This is a genomic window from Nocardia coffeae (genome assembly GCF_019890715.1).
In the GTDB taxonomy this organism is placed as follows: Bacteria; Actinomycetota; Actinomycetes; order Mycobacteriales; family Mycobacteriaceae; genus Nocardia; species Nocardia jiangxiensis.
The window spans coordinates 510013-526104 of sequence record NZ_JAINZY010000006.1; the positions used below are offsets into that span (position 1 = coordinate 510013).

Genomic DNA, 16092 nt, shown 5'->3' on the forward strand with positions numbered 1-16092 from the left:
CGCGAAAGTCGTTCGATTCGATATCTATGAACGAGTATCGTGATGAATATGTTCGATCCGGATCAGTTGCGCACCTTCCTCGCCGTGGAGCGGGCCGGTGGATTCACCGCCGCGGGGCGCATCCTGGGCCTGCGTCAATCCACCGTCAGCGGGCATATCGCCAAACTCGAACAGGCGGCCGGGCGAGCGCTGTTCCGCCGGGACACCCGCAATCTGGCGCTCACCGCGGACGGTGCGGCGATGGTCGGCTTCGCGCGCAGCATCCTCGATGCCCAGGCGCACGCCGAACGCTATTTCTCCGAGTCGAGGCTGTCCGGGCTGATTCGCCTCGGCGCCTCGGACGATCTGATGGCTCGCGAACTGCCCGATGTGCTGCTGGAATTCCAGCGCAGCCATCCGGGCGTGGACCTGGAGTTGACCGTCGGGCTCAGCGAGACGCTGCGGACCCGGCTCGAGGCCGGGGAACTGGATCTGATGGTGGCCAAGCGGCGGCCGGGGGAGCAGCACGGGGAGTTGCTCTGGCGCGACCGGCTGGTGTGGGCGGGGCGCTCGGGAGCAACGGGTTTCACCGATCCGGTGCCGCTGGTGACCTATCCGCCGCCGAGTATGACCCGGCAGGCGGCGCTGCAGGCGCTCGAACGCGAGGGGCGCACCTGGCGGATCGCCTGCGTGAGCGACAGTCAACTGGGCTTGCGGGCGGCCGTGCTGGCCGGGCTGGGTGTCATCGTCCATGCGGAAAGTCTGCTTCCCGCAGGACTTTTCGCCGTCGCGGACGATCGGCTGCCGAAACTGGGGGATCTGGAGTTCGTGCTGCTGCGCCGCCGCAGCCGGTTGTCCGAGCCGGAGCGGGCGCTGTGCGATGCGATCGAGGCGGGCGCCCGCCGCGAACACGCGTCCCTGCCCCGTCGTACCGGATGAGCGCGCCGCAGTGGGCCCGATCGCCTGTCGGTGCTTCTCGCTAATCTGGTCGCGTGGCAGATCCAGCGACGTACCGGCCTGCGCCGGGCACCATTCCTGTAGATCCCGGTGTGTACAAGTTCCGGGATTCCTTCGGGCAGGTCATCTACGTCGGCAAGGCCAAGAGTCTGCGCAGCCGGTTGAATTCGTATTTCGCCGATATCGCCGCGCTGCATCCGCGCACCCGCCAGATGGTGACCACGGCCGCGAGCGTGGAGTGGACCGTGGTGTCCACGGAGGTGGAAGCCCTTCAGCTGGAATACAACTGGATCAAGGAGTTCGATCCGCGGTTCAACGTCCGGTACCGCGACGACAAGACGTACCCCATGCTCGCGGTGAGCATGAACGAGGAGTACCCGCGGGTATTCGTCTACCGCGGCGCGCGCAAGAAGGGGGTGCGGTACTTCGGCCCGTACGCGCACGCCTGGGCGATCCGCGAGACGGTGGATCTGCTGCTGCGGGTGTTCCCGATGCGCACCTGTTCGGCGGGAGTCTTCAAGCGGCACGGTCAGATCGGCCGTCCGTGCCTGCTCGGCTACATCGACAAGTGTTCCGCGCCGTGTATCGACCGGGTCAGTGCCCAGGAGCATCGGCGCATCGCCGAGGACTTCTGTGACTTCCTGGCCGGTAAGACCGATCGCATGGTGCGTGAGCTGGAACGCCGGATGCACGCCGCGGCAGAGGAATTGGACTTCGAGAACGCCGCTCGGCTGCGCGACGACGTGCAGGCGCTGCGTCGCGCGCTGGAGAAGCAGGCGGTGGTGCTGGGTACGGGTACCGATGCCGATGTGGTCGCCTTCGCCACCGACGAACTCGAGGCCGCCGTGCAGATCTTCCACGTGCGCGACGGCCGGGTCCGCGGTCAGCGCGGCTGGGTGGTCGACAAATCCGGTGACGCGGTCGATCTGGTCGCGCAGGATGCCGCCGAGCCCGGCGAGGATCGGGCCGCGGACTCCGGTGCGGATCAGGCCTGCGCGGCGTCCGCTGACGTCCCGGATTCCGCGGAGCCCGGTGATGATGCCGAATCGGGCGGCGAGAGCGTCGTGGCGGAGTCCAGCGGCGAACTGGCCGCGCTGGTCGAGCAGTTCCTCATGCAGTTCTACGGTGAGCAGGCCGCGTTCGCCGACCAGGCCGGTGCGGAGCCCGCGGGCACGGTCGTGCCGCGCGAGGTCCTGGTACCCGCGCTGCCCGGTGACGCCGAACAGGTGCAGGGCTGGCTCTCGGGTCTGCGCGGTTCGGCGGTGCAGTTGCGGGTGCCCCAGCGCGGGGACAAGAAGGCGCTGATGGAGACCGTCCAACGCAATGCCGCCGAGGCGCTGGCCCAGCACAAGCTCAAGCGCGCCGGCGATCTGACCGCGAGATCGGCTGCGCTGCAAGGTATTCAGGAGGCACTGGACCTCGACTCCGCACCGCTGCGGATCGAGTGCGTGGACATCAGCCATGTGCAGGGCACCGACGTCGTCGCCTCCCTGGTCGTCTTCGAGGACGGGCTCGCGCGCAAATCCGAATACCGGCACTACGCGATCAAGGAGGCCGCGGGCGAGGGCCGCTCGGACGACGTCGCGAGTATCGCGGAGGTCACCCGCCGCCGATTCCAGCGGCTGCGCCGCGACCAGGAGCTGTTCGAGGCCGAGGACAATCCCACGCCGGGCATCGATCCGAAGACCGGTAAACCCCGGAAATTCTCCTATCCGCCCAATCTGTACGTCGTCGACGGCGGCGCGCCGCAGGTCGCGGCCGCCGCGGAGGTGCTGGACGATCTCGGCATCACCGACGTCGCGGTGATCGGCCTGGCCAAGCGCCTGGAGGAGGTGTGGGTCCCGGGCGAGCCGGATCCGGTGATCATGCCCCGCAACAGCGAGTCGCTGTACCTGCTGCAGCGTGTGCGCGACGAGGCGCACCGATTCGCCATCACCTTCCATCGCAGCAAACGCTCCCGGCGCATGACGGCCTCGGCGCTGGACGCGGTTCCCGGGCTCGGCGAGACGCGCCGCACCGCGCTGGTCACGCACTTCGGGTCCGTCGCCCGGCTCGAGCAGGCTACGGTGGAGGAGATCACACAGGTTCCGGGCATCGGGGTGGCAACAGCGAAGGCGGTGCTCGCGGCCCTGCACGGCGAATAGTCGCCACCTATCACTCTGATGGCACGGTTACGTCTCGATGTCGCCCGGCGCGCGTATCCGGCGCCGGATGTGGGAAAAAGGCAGGATGATCGCATGAGCGCCAGCAACGGATCCGGTAGGACATGACCAGCGTGGAATCGAACGGTAGTGCGGCGGATCCGTCGGCGTCCTCGCCCGCGCCCGATTCGGCGGGGGTCGAGGTCGTCATCGTCACCGGGCTGTCCGGCGCGGGCCGTGGCACCGCGGCGCGGGTGCTCGAGGATCTGGGCTGGTACGTCGCGGACAACCTGCCGCCGGAGCTGATCGAGCGGATGATCGAGCTGGGCGTGTCGGCGGATCCGCCGATCCGGCGCCTGGCGCTGGTGATGGATGTGCGCAGTCGCTTCTTCACCGGAAATCTGTCGGCGGTGACCGAGCAGTTGCGGTCCGGGGGCGTGCGCACGCGGGTACTGTTCCTCGAGGCGTCCGACGATGTGCTCATCCGCCGGTTCGGCTTCGCGCGGCGGCGGCACCCGCTGCAGAGCGAGAGCGCCGACGGCACGCTGTCCGCGGGCATCGCCGCCGAGCGCGCCCGGCTCGACTCGGCGAAAACAGCCGCCGACCTGGTGATCGATACAACCGCCCTGTCGGTGCATCAGCTGCATCGCAAATTGGAGGAGGCGTACGGCGGCGGTGCGCCCAAGGCGCTGCAGGTCACCATCCAGTCCTTCGGTTTCAAGTACGGCGTGCCGTTGGATGCGGATATGGTGTTCGACTTGCGTTTCCTGCCCAACCCGCATTGGGTACCGGAGTTACGTGAGCACACCGGACAGGACTCGGTGGTCAGCGAGTATGTGCTGTCCCGTCCGGGTGCACAGGACTATCTGCGGACCTGCCGTCACCTGATAGACCTGACCACCGACGGTTACCGCCAAGAGGGGAAGCGTTATATGACCGTGGCAGTGGGTTGCACCGGTGGAAAGCACCGCAGTGTGGCCGTAGCGGAGGCGCTGGGTGAGGCGCTCGGCGAATCGAGCGCGGACCCCGTGCGCGTGGTGCATCGAGACCTGGGGCGCGAATGAGTGCGGAGGGGCCGGATTCGGCCCTGGTCGCCATGGGTGGTGGGCACGGGCTGTACGCGACGTTGACCGCGGCGCGACGCCTGACCTCGAATATCACCGCCGTGGTGACGGTCGCCGACGACGGCGGCTCGTCCGGGCGACTGCGCGCGGAACTCGGCATGTTACCGCCGGGCGATCTACGCATGGCGCTGGCGGCGCTGGCCGAGGAGACCGACGGGGTGTGGGCGCGCACCGTCCAGCACCGTTTCGGCGGAACCGGTGCGCTGGCAGGGCATTCGGCCGGGAATCTGATCCTGGCCGCGCTGACCGAGGTGCTCGGTGATCCCGTCGCCGCACTGGACACCGTGGGTTCGCTGTTGCGCACCACCGGGCGGGTGCTGCCGATGTCTCCCGCCGCGCTCACCATCGAGGCCGACGTGTCCGGACTCGAGGCCGACCCCCGGGTGAGCCGGTGCATCCGCGGACAGGTCGCGGTCGCCACCACGCCCGGTAAGGTGCGGCGGGTGCGGCTGATCCCGTCGGACCCGCCGGCGAGTCCCGAGGCGACGTCGGCGATCGAACACGCCGACGTGGTGATCCTCGGCCCCGGATCATGGTTCACCAGCGTCATCCCGCATGTGCTGGTCCCGGGCCTGCACGAGGCGCTGGTGCATACCCGCGCCCGAAAAGTGCTGGTACTGAACCTCGCTGCCGAGCCCGGCGAGACGGCCGGATTCTCCGCCGAGCGCCATTTGCATGTATTGTCCCAGCACGCACCGGATTTCGCGGTGGACCACGTGGTGGTGGACTCCGGGTCCGTACCGGAGGGTAGGGAACGCGAACATGTGGCAAGAGCTGCCGAACAGCTGCGTGCGCGAGTAACCTTCGCTGATGTCGCCGAGGCGGGGACGGACCGGCACCACCCTGGAAAGTTGGCTGTCGCACTGGATCAGGTGATCCGAGCGTCTCGGCCGGAATCAGCAGGGCTTCGAGTCGAAGGACGGCACATGGGCCAGGATGTGCGGTCCGCGTTGGGTGGAAAGGAGCGGGTCTCGTGGCGATGACAGCCGAGGTGAAAGACGAGCTGAGCCGTCTGTCCGTCTCGCAGGTCTCATCTCGCAAGGCCGAATTGTCGGCGCTACTACGGTTCGCCGGCGGGCTGCACATCGTCGGCGGGCGGGTGATCGTCGAGGCGGAGGTGGACATGGGCTCGATCGCCCGGCGCCTGCGTCGCGAGATCTTCGAGCTGTACGGCTACGGCTCGGATGTGCACGTACTGGGCGCCGGCGGGTTGCGCAAGACGTCCCGGTACGTGGTGCGGGTGTCCAAGGAGGGCGAGGCGCTCGCGCGCCAGACCGGTCTGCTGGACGTGCGCGGTCGCCCGGTGCGCGGTTTGCCCGCGCAGGTCGTGGGCGGCAGTATCGCCGATTCGGAGGCCGCGTGGCGGGGTGCGTTCCTCGCGCACGGCTCGCTGACCGAACCCGGCCGATCCTCGGCGCTCGAGGTGAGCTGCCCCGGACCCGAGGCCGCCTTGGCCCTGGTCGGCGCGGCGCGCCGGATGGGCATCCAGGCCCGTAATCGGGAGATCCGCGGCACCGATCGGGTGGTGGTGCGCGACGGTGAGGCCATCGGCGCGCTGCTGACCCGGATGGGCGCGCAGGACACCCGGTTGACCTGGGAGGAGCGGCGGATGCGCCGCGAGGTCCGGGCGACCGCCAATCGCCTGGCGAATTTCGACGACGCGAATCTGCGCCGGTCGGCTCGTGCCGCGGTGGCCGCGGCCGCGCGGGTCGAACGCGCGCTGGAGATTCTCGGTGACGATGTGCCCGACCACCTGGCCGCGGCCGGGAAGCTGCGCGTCGAGCATCGTCAGGCCTCGCTCGAGGAGCTGGGCCAGCTCGCCGATCCGCCGATGACCAAGGACGCGGTCGCGGGGCGGATCCGGCGGCTGCTGTCGATGGCCGATCGCCGTGCGAAGGAACTCGGCATACCGGACACCGAATCGGCGGTCACCGCCGAATTGCTCGAAGACGCCTGAGGCGTACGCCGGCGATAGCCGTCGTGGTGCGAGTTTCCTTGCACCACGGCGGCTTTCGTCACTTCTGCGTGGATCGCCCGATCTTCTGTCGGTGCGGATCGGTATCCTGCGGGGGCGAACCTCGCAGTGTCGCGAGGTCGGGTGATGCTCGGTTTTCTCACCGTGACCAGGGGCGTGTCTGTGACATGACGGCCGGGCATTAGGGTGGATCGACAACGGAGAAGAATCCGCAGAAAGCTGAGGAGCGATAACGTGACTGTCCGGGTAGGCATCAACGGCTTCGGCCGCATCGGGCGCAACTTCTTCAGGGCGGTCGAAGCGCAGAAGGCGCTCGGCACAACGGAGATCGAGGTCGTCGCGGTCAACGACCTCACCGACAACGCCACCCTGGCGACTCTGCTCAAGTACGACTCGATCCTGGGTCGCCTGCCGCAGGATGTCTCGCTCGACGGCGACGACACCATCGTGGTCGGCGATCAGCGCATCAAGGCGCTGGCCATCAAGGAGGGCCCGGCGGCCCTGCCGTGGGGCGAGCTGGGCGTCGACGTGGTCGTGGAGTCGACAGGCATCTTCACCGACGCGACCAAGGCCAAGGGCCACCTCGCCGCCGGTGCGAAGAAGGTCATCATCTCCGCGCCCGCCAAGGGCGAGGACCTGACCGTCGTGATGGGCGTCAACGACGACAAGTACGACGGCAGCCAGAACATCATCTCCAACGCCTCGTGCACCACCAACTGCCTGGGCCCGCTGGCCAAGGTGCTCAACGACAGCTTCGGCATCGAGCGTGGCCTGATGACCACGATCCACGCCTACACCCAGGACCAGAACCTGCAGGACGGCCCGCACAGCGACCTGCGTCGCGCCCGCGCCGCCGCGCTGAACATCGTGCCGACCGGCACCGGTGCGGCCAAGGCCATCGGCCTGGTGCTGCCCGACCTGCTGGGCAAGCTGGACGGTTACGCGCTGCGCGTGCCGGTTCCGACCGGTTCGGTCACCGACCTGACCGCGAACCTGCGCACCAAGGCCTCGCTGGAGGAGATCAACGCCGCGTTCAAGGCCGCCGCGGAGGGCCCGCTGAAGGGCATCCTGAAGTACAACACCGACCCGATCGTGTCCAGCGACATCGTCACCGACCCGCACTCGTCGATCTACGACGCGCCGCTGACCAAGGTCATCGACGATCAGGTGAAGGTCGTGTCCTGGTACGACAACGAGTGGGGCTACTCCAACCGCCTCGCCGACCTCATCGGTCTCGTCGGCAAGTCGCTCTGATCAGATGACGGTCAAGACACTTCAGGATCTCCTGGCCGAGGGTGTCGAGGGTCGGGGCGTGCTTGTGCGCTCCGACCTGAACGTTCCCTTGGACAACGGGGTCATCACCGATCCGGGCCGGATCATCGCCTCGGTTCCCACGATCAAGGCGCTGGTCGAGGCCGGCGCGAAGGTCGTGCTGACCGCGCACCTGGGCCGCCCGAAGGGCGAGCCCGACCCGGCGCTGTCGCTCGCGCCGGTCGCCGAGCGTCTGGCGCAGGAGCTGGGCCGCAACGTCCAGCTCGCCGGTGACGTGGTCGGCCAGGACGCGCTGGCGCGTTCGGAGGGCCTGACCGACGGTGATGTGCTGCTGCTGGAGAACATCCGTTTCGATCCGCGCGAGACCAGCAAGGACGACGCCGCGCGCGGCAAGCTGGCCCGCGCGCTGGTCGAATTGGTCGGCGACGACGGCGCATTCGTCTCCGACGGCTTCGGTGTCGTGCACCGCAAGCAGGCTTCGGTCTACGACGTGGCCGAACTGCTGCCGCACTATGCGGGCACGCTGGTCGCGGCCGAGGTGGAGGTGCTGCGCAAGCTGACCACCGAAACCGAGCGGCCGTACGCGGTCGTGCTGGGCGGGTCGAAGGTCTCGGACAAGCTTGCGGTCATCGAGGCGCTGGCCCCGAAGGTCGACACCCTGGTCATCGGCGGCGGTATGTGCTTCACATTCCTTGCCGCGCAGGGTCTTCCGGTCGGTTCCTCGCTGCTGCAGGAGGAGATGATCGAGACCTGCCGCGGCTTGCTGGATCGGTACGCCGACGTCATCCACCTGCCGCGCGACATCGTGGTGGCCGATAAGTTCGCCGCCGATGCGGAGTCGAAGGTGGTCTCCGCCAACGAGATTCCCGAGAGCTGGATGGGCCTGGACATCGGCCCGGATTCGGCGGACCGCTTCGGCGCGCTGCTGACCGAGGCGCGCACGGTGTTCTGGAACGGCCCGATGGGCGTGTTCGAGTTCGAGAAGTTCGCCGACGGCACGCGCAGGGTCGCCGAGTCGATCGTGCAGGCCACCGAGAAGGGTGCGTTCACGGTGGTCGGTGGCGGCGATTCGGCCGCCGCGGTGCGGACGCTGGGTCTGCCGGAGGACGGCTTCTCGCATATCTCCACCGGTGGCGGCGCGTCGCTGGAATATCTGGAGGGCAAGGAACTGCCCGGTATCGCGGTATTGGAGGGCTGAGCCGGTGGCACGGAAACCGCTCATCGCGGGCAACTGGAAGATGAACCTCAATCACCTCGAGGCCATCGCTCTGGTGCAGAAGATCGCATTCGCCTTGCCGGACAAGTACTTCGACAAGGTCGACGTGACGGTGATTCCGCCGTTCGTGGACATCCGGAGTGTGCAGACCCTGGTGGAAGGCGACCGGTTGCTGGTCACCTACGGCGCCCAGGACGTCTCGGTGCACGACTCGGGTGCCTACACCGGTGAGATCAGCGCGTCGATGCTGGCCAAACTGGGTTGCTCGTTCGTCGTGGTCGGGCATTCGGAGCGGCGGCAGTACCACAACGAGGACGACGCCACGGTGCTGGCGAAGGCCAAGCAGGCGCTCAAGCACGGGATCACTCCGATCGTGTGCATCGGCGAGGGCCTGGGGGTGCGCGAGGTGAGCGAACACGTCGCGTACAACCTCGAGCAGCTGCGCGGCTCGCTCAAGGGCCTCACGGCCGAGGAGATCGCCAAGATCGTCATCGCCTACGAGCCGGTCTGGGCCATCGGCACCGGCCGGGTCGCCACCCCCGCGGACGCGCAGGAAGTGTGCGGCGCGATTCGTGGTGAGCTGGCCGAGCTGACGAATCCGCAGGTGGCAGCCTCGGTTCGGGTGCTGTACGGCGGTTCGGTGAACGCCAAGAACGTCGGCGAGCTGGTGTCGCAGACCGATATCGACGGTGCCCTCGTCGGTGGCGCTTCACTCAAGGGCGACGAGTTCGCCACCCTCTCGGCGATCGCCGCGGGTGGTCCGCTGCCGTAAGGGGCGAGGCCCGGTCGCGCTCGTCGCGACCGGGCCGCAACCATCGGGATGTGATCCCGTTGTGTCCCAGGCGATCTCGCCACAGCTCGACTTGCTACCATGCCCGGGTCGAGCGTAGGGCGGGGTGAGCAGCTGTGGACGGAAACCGAATCGGGATCATCGGCGGCAGTATCGGTGGATGCGCCACCGCGATCCTGTTGCGGCGCGCGGGTTGTGATGTCACCGTCTTCGAGCGCAGCTCGGGGCGATTGCGCGATCGTGGTCAGGGCGTAGGGATTTCCGCCGAGACGCGCGCCGAGCTGGTGGCCGAGAATCTGATCGATGCCGACCTGCCTATGCAGCCGGTCGCCGAGCGGTCGTGGATCGGCCGCGACGGCGATGCGCCGTTCGGCCGGGTGCTGTGGGAGCACCCGTTCACCTCGATCGTGCACAACTGGGGCATGCTCTGGGCGAATCTGCGAAATCGCATCCCCGACACCGACTATCGCGACGGCGTTCCGGTGACTCGCATCGAACCCGATGCCGACGCGGTCACGCTGCACCACGCCGATGGCACGGCCGAACGGTTCGATGTCGTCATCGGCGCGGACGGTTATCGGTCGGCAGCCCGCGCACTGGTCGATCCGGCCGCGACGGCGGAATACTCCGGTTATGTGCTGTGGCGGGGCGGCTATCCGGTCGCTGAACTCCCGCCGACGATGCTCGACGCACTGCGCCGACGGACCGTCACGGTGACATATCCCGGCGGCCATGCCATGGTGATGCTCATCCCCGATGAGCAAGCTCCGGGCCTGCGCGTGTATTGGGCGCTGTATTACCAACCGGCGCAATCGTTCTCGCTCGGCATCGACCCGATCACCGGCGACCTTCCGCCGGGCGCGGAAGATCTGCTGACCGAGTATTTCCCGCCCTCGTGGGGTGAGGTCATCGCGAAGTCGAGGCGGGACACGACCGTGGTGCATCCGGTCGTCGATATCCGCGCGTCCCGGTATGCCTCGGGCCGCATCGCGCTGATCGGTGATGCGGCGACGGTGGTGCGTCCGCATACCGCCAGTGGCGCGGTCAAGGCGGTCGAGGATGCTCTGGCCCTGGGCCGCCTGTGTCGCGCGGGCGCCGACTGGGACGCGGTGCTGACCGGTTACGACGCACAGCGCCGTCCTGCCGGCGCGGCCCTGGCGGACCTGGGCGTACGCCTCGGCCGCGCCCAGGTCACCGACACACCGCCGTGGACCTCGATGACTTCCGGCGATTTCGCCGAATGGATGCGGTCCGCGCTCGACGGGAGCCGCCACTATCTGTACGACGTCGAGGAGTGACCTGTCCTAGTCGATGCGCGCGACCGCGCTGAGCATGGAGACGGCCTCGGGCCGGGGGTGCGCGCGCCAGGTTTCCGGACGCCACGTCATCACCGAGCCGATCCCGGGCGGCACCAGATCCAGACCGGTGAAGAAACTTTCGAATTCGGCGGTGGAACGTAACCGGAACGGGATCCCGCTGCGCTCGTTGGCATCGCGGGTCTCGTTCAGATCCTCCTGGGTGAGGTGGTCGTCGGTGGCGTGCGTCATCACCAGGTAGCTGCCCGGCGGCAGCGCCGCGCACAGCTGCCGGACCAGCTCCTGCGGCTTCTCCTCGTCGGTGATGAAATGCATGACCGCGACGAGCATCAGCGCGACGGGTTGGCTCAGGTCCAGCGTGGACAGCAGATCCGGATGGGACAAGATCTTCGCCGGATCGCGCACGTCGGCGTCGAGGTAGGCGGTAGCGCCCTCGGGTGAGCTGTCCAGCAGTGTGCGGGCGTGGATCAGCACGATCGGGTCGTTGTCCACGTAGACGATGCGGGACTCCGGCGCGATGGCCTGGGCGATCTCGTGGACGTTGCCCGCGGTGGGCAGCCCGGCCCCGATGTCCAGGAACTGCCGGATTCCGGCCTCCTCGGTGAGGTAGGTGACCGCACGGCGCAGGAATTTGCGGTTCTCCAGGCAGGCGAAGCGGATCGTCGGGAATCCCTCTGCGACGAGTTCGGCCGATTCCCGATCGGCCTCGAAATTGTTCTTGCCACCCAACCAGTAGTCGTAGCGGCGGGCCGGATGTGGCGTGGTGACATCGATCCCGGCAGGCGCGATTTCGGAGTTCACGACGTCCTCTTTCCTGTCGACTACTGTGATCATGTCAGCTCGGATAGTGAACCGGTAGCGGCTGCGCCGCACCGTCCGGAAGGCTCCCTCATGCAGTTGCAGTACAGCCCATACGATTTCGACGTCCACGACGATCCGTATCCGTATTACGAACGGCTGCGCGAGCAGGCGCCGGTCTTCCGCAACGAGACGGACGATTTCTGGGCGTTGTCCCGGCACGCGGACGTCCTGGCCGCCGTGCGCGATTCGGATCGTTTCTCCAGCGCGAACGGACTTCGGATGGAGCCCGCGTTCTGGGGGCCGCAGGCGGAGCGGTTCTTCTCCTTCGTGGCGATGGATCCGCCGAAGCACACGCGGATGCGCGGGCTGGTGGTGCGGGCGTTCACCCAGCACCGCGTGCAGTCCCTCGAGCCGCGGCTGCGGGACATCGCGCGCGGTCTGCTCGAACCGCTGCTCGAAAGCGGCAGGTTCGACCTGATGGCCGATTTCGCCGGACCCTACCCGACCGAGGTGATCTCCGAGCTGGTGGGAGTGCCCGAGGCGGATCGGGCGATGGTCCGCAAGCTCGGCATGGAGATCATGTACACCGAGGAGGAGTCCACCGATCTGCGGCCCGAGGCCATGCAGGCGATCGGCGCCCTGGTCGGTTACTACACCGAGTTGACCATCGAACGCGCCGCGAACCGCGGTGACGATCTGCTCTCGGCCCTGCTCGACGCCGCCGACGGTGACGACCGGCTCACCCCCGAGGAGATCGTCGGCGTGGTGATCCTGCTGGTCGGGGCGGGTATCGAGACGGCCATGCTGACGCTGGGCAATCTGTGGCACGCGGCCTGGCAGCATCCCGATCAGCGTCGCGTCGCATTGGGGGCCGGATCGCAGTCACCGGCGGGCCGGATCGAGGACTGGATCGATGAGGCGATGCGGTACGACCCGTCGAACCAGGTGATTCTGCGGACCACCACCGAACCGGTGGAGTTGCACGGGGTGCGGATTCCCGCCGACGCGCGCATTCTGCTGCTGAGCGGTTCGGCGAATCGCGATCCGCGGGTGTTCGAGAATCCGGACCGGTTCGATCTGGATCGCGATACGGGCGACGCGGTGGCTTTCGGCAGCGGCCGGCACCATTGTCTGGGGTCGAATCTCGGGCTGCTGGAATTGCGTATCGCGTTGCAGGAGATGGTGTCCCGCATCGCCGACTTCGAGGTGGACCCGGCCGGCCTGCGCCGCATCCACTCCTCGAACAACCGCGGTTTCACCGCCCTGCCCACCACGGTCACCCCGCGCTGATCCCGGTTGGCCCGCCCGCCGCGCGCGTTCGGCTGCCACGTCATCGGGAAGCGGTGACCAGGGAGCCGGCCGCGTTTTCGATGGTCGCCTCGTCCAGTAGGACGTGTGCGGTGGCCGGGCCCAGCGGGACGAAGCTGTCCGCGCTGGTGACCCGGGCGATCGAACCGGTGAATCCGGCGTCGATCAGGGCGGTGCAGACCGATTCGGAGATGCCGCCGGCGCGGCGGGTCTCATCGGCGACGAGGACCCGGCCGGTGGCGCGGGCGTGGTGCACGATGTCTTCGACGGGCAGTGGCGCCAGCCAGCGCAGGTCCAGGACCCGAGCGTGAATCCCGCTCTGCGACAGGCGTTGTGCGGCGCGCAGGCTCATGCGCAGGCCGTTGGCGAAGGTGACGATAGTGAGATCGGTTCCGTTGCCGTGGATTCGGGCGCGGCCGATATCGATCGATTCCCGGTCCGGGGTGGCGAGCCAGCCGTCGTCGCCGGATTCGTGCAGGTCGCGGGTGTGGTAGAGGGCAATCGGCTCGAGGAAGACGCAGACCCGGCCGTCGATCCGGGCCGCGGCGACGCAGGTGCGCAGCATGGCCGCGGCGTCGTCGGGCCGGGCGGGGGAGGCGATCACCACTCCGGGGATGTCCCGCAGGGCCGCCACGGAATTGTCGTTGTGGAAATGTCCGCCGAAACCCTTCTGATAGGCGTAGGAGGCGATCCGCACCACCATCGGATTGCGGTACTGCCCGGCCGAGAAGAACTGCTGGGTGGCGGCCTCGCCCCGGATCTGGTCGAGCGCATTGTGCAGATAGGCCAGATATTGGATTTCCGGAATCGGCACGAATCCGGCCGGTCCGGCACCGAGTGCGGTGCCCAGGATGCTCTGCTCGTCCAGGAGCGTATCGAAGACTCGACGCGCACCGAATCGGCGTTGCAGACCCTTCGTCACCCCGTACACCCCGCCCTTGCGGCCGACGTCCTCGCCGAACACGAGCAGGTCGCCGTCGCGGTCGAGCAGCTGCGCCAGGGTGTGGTTGATCGACTGCGCGAGCGTCGTGAGCGGCTTTTCCTCGAGTGAGTTCTGCACTGGCACAGCATGTTCAGAGGGCTGTTCCGCGTCGTCGGCGTCGCTGCCACGATCCGGGGTCGCGGAGTCGGCCGGTGCGTGCTTGCGGGCGTCGAAGACGCGGACTCCCGGTGGCGGTGCGGAATCGGGCAGGGGTTCGGTGCGCACCGCGTCGGCGCGGACGAGCTCGGGGTGGGCCGGTGCGAGCGGTGCGGTGACCGCGGCGGCGGAGGCGAGCGTCGGCTCCCCGGTGACCTGTGCGGCGACGGCCGTGACCTCGGCGGCGATGGCGTCGTAGCGGGCGAGGAGCTCGGGCGCGCCGATACTGCCCGAGGAGACCAGCAGGCGCGCGGTGGCGGTGACCGGGTCGCGGCGCAACTCCTCGGCGATATCGCCCGCGCGGCGATATGCGGACTCCACATCCGAGCCCGCGTGGCCGAGCAGCCGGGTGGTGCGCAGGCGCAGGAAGGCCGGGAGCCGATTCTCCCGCACCCAGTTCGCGGCCTCGGCCGAGATCGTCAGCGCCGCAAGCGTATCGGAACCGTCGACCTCGAAATATCGCAGGCCGGGCCGGGTTCCGTAGGCGCGGGCGATCCAGTCCGGGGGAGTGGGCACGCTCAGACCGATCCCGTTGTCCTCGCAGACGAACAGCACCGGCATCGGAACTTGCAGATGGGCGGTGTGCACGGCGGTATTGATCGCCCCGGCCGCGGTCGAATGATTCGCCGATGCGTCACCGAACGTGCACAGCACCACCGCATCGGACGGCCAGGGCGTGAACCTGCCCAGTCGGGTGGCCCGGTCCAGCGCGAACGCCAGCCCGACCGCCCGCGGCAGATGTGAGGCGATGGTCGAGGTCTGCGGCAGGATGGCGGCGGCCTTACTGCCGAAGACCTTGTGCCGTCCACCCGAGATCGGGTCCGCGGCCGCGGCGACCACGCCCAGCAGTACGTCGCGGATGGGATCGGTGCCGCCGATCCGGCGGCATCGGTGGACGAAGAACGCGCCCGAACGATAGTGCAGCAGTGCGGGATCGGTGGGGCGCAGCACCGCGGCGAGTGCGGCATTGCCCTCGTGCCCCGACGATCCGATGCTGTAGTACCCGTGCCCGGCGGCGGTGAGCGCGCGGGCCGCCAGATCCAGCTGTCGGCTGATGGCCTGCGCTTCGAACAGTTGCAGCACCCCGCCCGCGGTGTACGGGCTGCCCGGTAGGACGGATTCGGTTGCGGCGCGGGGAGATCCGGGCCGCACGGCCGCCACTGCCGCGCGGAATCGTCGATCGAGTTCTGCTTCCCGTTCGTTGATCACCGTCCCATGCTGCCCTTCGACAGGTCGCCGGGTGCCGGTTTCACTCGGAGCGCAGGATCAGGCCGGTGTCGTTCGCCCGGTTGCGGATGGTCAGGGTGTCCGAATCGACGGTGGCCTCGGTCGCACCGGTGAGGGCCTCGAGCACCTGCTGTTCGATCTGCATGACGTCGGGCGCGCACATCATCCGGGTGGTGCCGAGATGGAAGGTGACGTTCGAGCCGGAGATCTCGGCGGTGCCGGTCATCCGGTTGCATCCGGCGCTGCCGGACACCTGGCCGTCGGCGGCGATGGTGAGCGTGGGCCGCGCGGCGTCCAAGGCCTGCGACCGGACCTGCCCCTCCTGCCGCAGCAGTGTCGTCACGACCCACGCGGTCCCGGTCAACGGCAGATCCGGATGCAGCACGCGCTTGTCCTGCAGGGTGACCGTGACGTCGTGACCGGTGAGAGTCAGTGTGCTGCCCGACAGCGACCACTTCGGCGCGGACTGCAACAGCGCGGTCTGCCAGCCGTCCGCACCCGATTTGTCGCCGACACAGGCCATCATGGTCGTCGCCATCCGCGAGACCCGCAGCACCGACCCGTCGAAGGTCGCCGGTCCGCCGCTGCTGTTACATCCCGAATCGGCCGAGACCCGGCCGTCCTGGAAGCTCAGCGTGAGGGGGCCGCCGCCCGGAATGGGTGTTCCCCGCACTCCAGTGGATATGTAGGTGTGCCCCATCGGCGTCGGCGCGGGTCCGGAATCGCTCGAACAGGCGGGCAGCAGTGCGCACACCAGCAACACCGGAACCCACAGGAAGGTGGCTGCTCGGCCTGCTCGGCGGGTGGACTGCGATCGCGCTGGGGCCGACATGCCGCGATGGTACCGG

At 68.3% G+C, this 16092-nt stretch carries 13 protein-coding genes; 10 read left to right on the forward strand and 3 right to left on the reverse strand.

What is annotated here, in order from left to right; all coding sequences use genetic code 11:
• The first annotated feature begins 42 nt into the window (after positions 1-42).
• From K7711_RS24430 to K7711_RS24470, 9 genes are all read left to right on the forward strand, one after another.
• Complete coding sequence (locus K7711_RS24430) at positions 43-918, forward strand: LysR family transcriptional regulator (RefSeq protein ID WP_222971729.1); 876 nt, start codon at positions 43-45, stop codon at positions 916-918.
• A 53-nt stretch (positions 919-971) separates the two neighbouring features.
• On the forward strand, positions 972-3080 hold the full coding sequence (gene uvrC, locus K7711_RS24435; protein ID WP_222971730.1) for an excinuclease ABC subunit UvrC: 2109 nt from the start codon (positions 972-974) through the stop codon (positions 3078-3080).
• A 122-nt stretch (positions 3081-3202) separates the two neighbouring features.
• Complete coding sequence (gene rapZ / locus K7711_RS24440; RefSeq protein ID WP_222971731.1) at positions 3203-4141, forward strand: RNase adapter RapZ; 939 nt, start codon at positions 3203-3205, stop codon at positions 4139-4141.
• Entirely contained in the window at positions 4138-5184 is a 1047-nt protein-coding gene (locus tag K7711_RS24445; RefSeq protein ID WP_222971732.1) for a gluconeogenesis factor YvcK family protein, read from the forward strand. The genes rapZ and K7711_RS24445 overlap by 4 nt, the downstream gene beginning before the upstream one ends.
• Positions 5181-6158: a DNA-binding protein WhiA gene (gene whiA, locus K7711_RS24450; protein ID WP_153411812.1), complete on the forward strand. Its 978-nt coding sequence runs from the start codon at positions 5181-5183 to the stop codon at positions 6156-6158. Before K7711_RS24445 ends, whiA begins: the two co-directional genes overlap by 4 nt.
• Positions 6159-6410: 252 nt before the next feature.
• The gene (gene gap, locus K7711_RS24455; protein ID WP_222971733.1) at positions 6411-7430 is read left to right on the forward strand and encodes a type I glyceraldehyde-3-phosphate dehydrogenase; all 1020 of its coding nucleotides are present in this window, start codon (positions 6411-6413) and stop codon (positions 7428-7430) included.
• A 4-nt stretch (positions 7431-7434) separates the two neighbouring features.
• On the forward strand, positions 7435-8646 hold the full coding sequence (locus K7711_RS24460; RefSeq protein ID WP_222971734.1) for a phosphoglycerate kinase: 1212 nt from the start codon (positions 7435-7437) through the stop codon (positions 8644-8646).
• A gap of 4 nt (positions 8647-8650) precedes the next feature.
• On the forward strand, positions 8651-9436 hold the full coding sequence (tpiA, locus tag K7711_RS24465) for a triose-phosphate isomerase (RefSeq protein ID WP_222971735.1): 786 nt from the start codon (positions 8651-8653) through the stop codon (positions 9434-9436).
• A 134-nt stretch (positions 9437-9570) separates the two neighbouring features.
• Complete coding sequence (locus K7711_RS24470; RefSeq protein WP_222971736.1) at positions 9571-10752, forward strand: FAD-dependent monooxygenase; 1182 nt, start codon at positions 9571-9573, stop codon at positions 10750-10752.
• 6 nt (positions 10753-10758) lie between these two features.
• Here the strand turns inward: K7711_RS24470 and K7711_RS24475 are convergent, their stop codons facing one another.
• Positions 10759-11571, reverse strand: a complete 813-nt coding sequence (locus K7711_RS24475; protein ID WP_222971737.1) for an SAM-dependent methyltransferase — start codon at positions 11569-11571, stop codon at positions 10759-10761.
• A gap of 90 nt (positions 11572-11661) precedes the next feature.
• Here K7711_RS24475 and K7711_RS24480 point away from each other — a divergent pair, with 90 nt between their 5' ends.
• On the forward strand, positions 11662-12861 hold the full coding sequence (locus K7711_RS24480; protein WP_222971738.1) for a cytochrome P450: 1200 nt from the start codon (positions 11662-11664) through the stop codon (positions 12859-12861).
• A 40-nt stretch (positions 12862-12901) separates the two neighbouring features.
• On the opposite strand, the gene K7711_RS24485 is transcribed toward K7711_RS24480, so the two are convergent.
• Together K7711_RS24485 and K7711_RS24490 are read right to left on the reverse strand one after the other, a co-directional pair.
• On the reverse strand, positions 12902-15226 hold the full coding sequence (locus K7711_RS24485; RefSeq protein WP_308014920.1) for a thiamine pyrophosphate-dependent enzyme: 2325 nt from the start codon (positions 15224-15226) through the stop codon (positions 12902-12904).
• A gap of 40 nt (positions 15227-15266) precedes the next feature.
• The gene (locus tag K7711_RS24490; RefSeq protein ID WP_222971739.1) at positions 15267-16076 is read right to left on the reverse strand and encodes an META domain-containing protein; all 810 of its coding nucleotides are present in this window, start codon (positions 16074-16076) and stop codon (positions 15267-15269) included.
• Positions 16077-16092 lie beyond the last annotated feature (16 nt).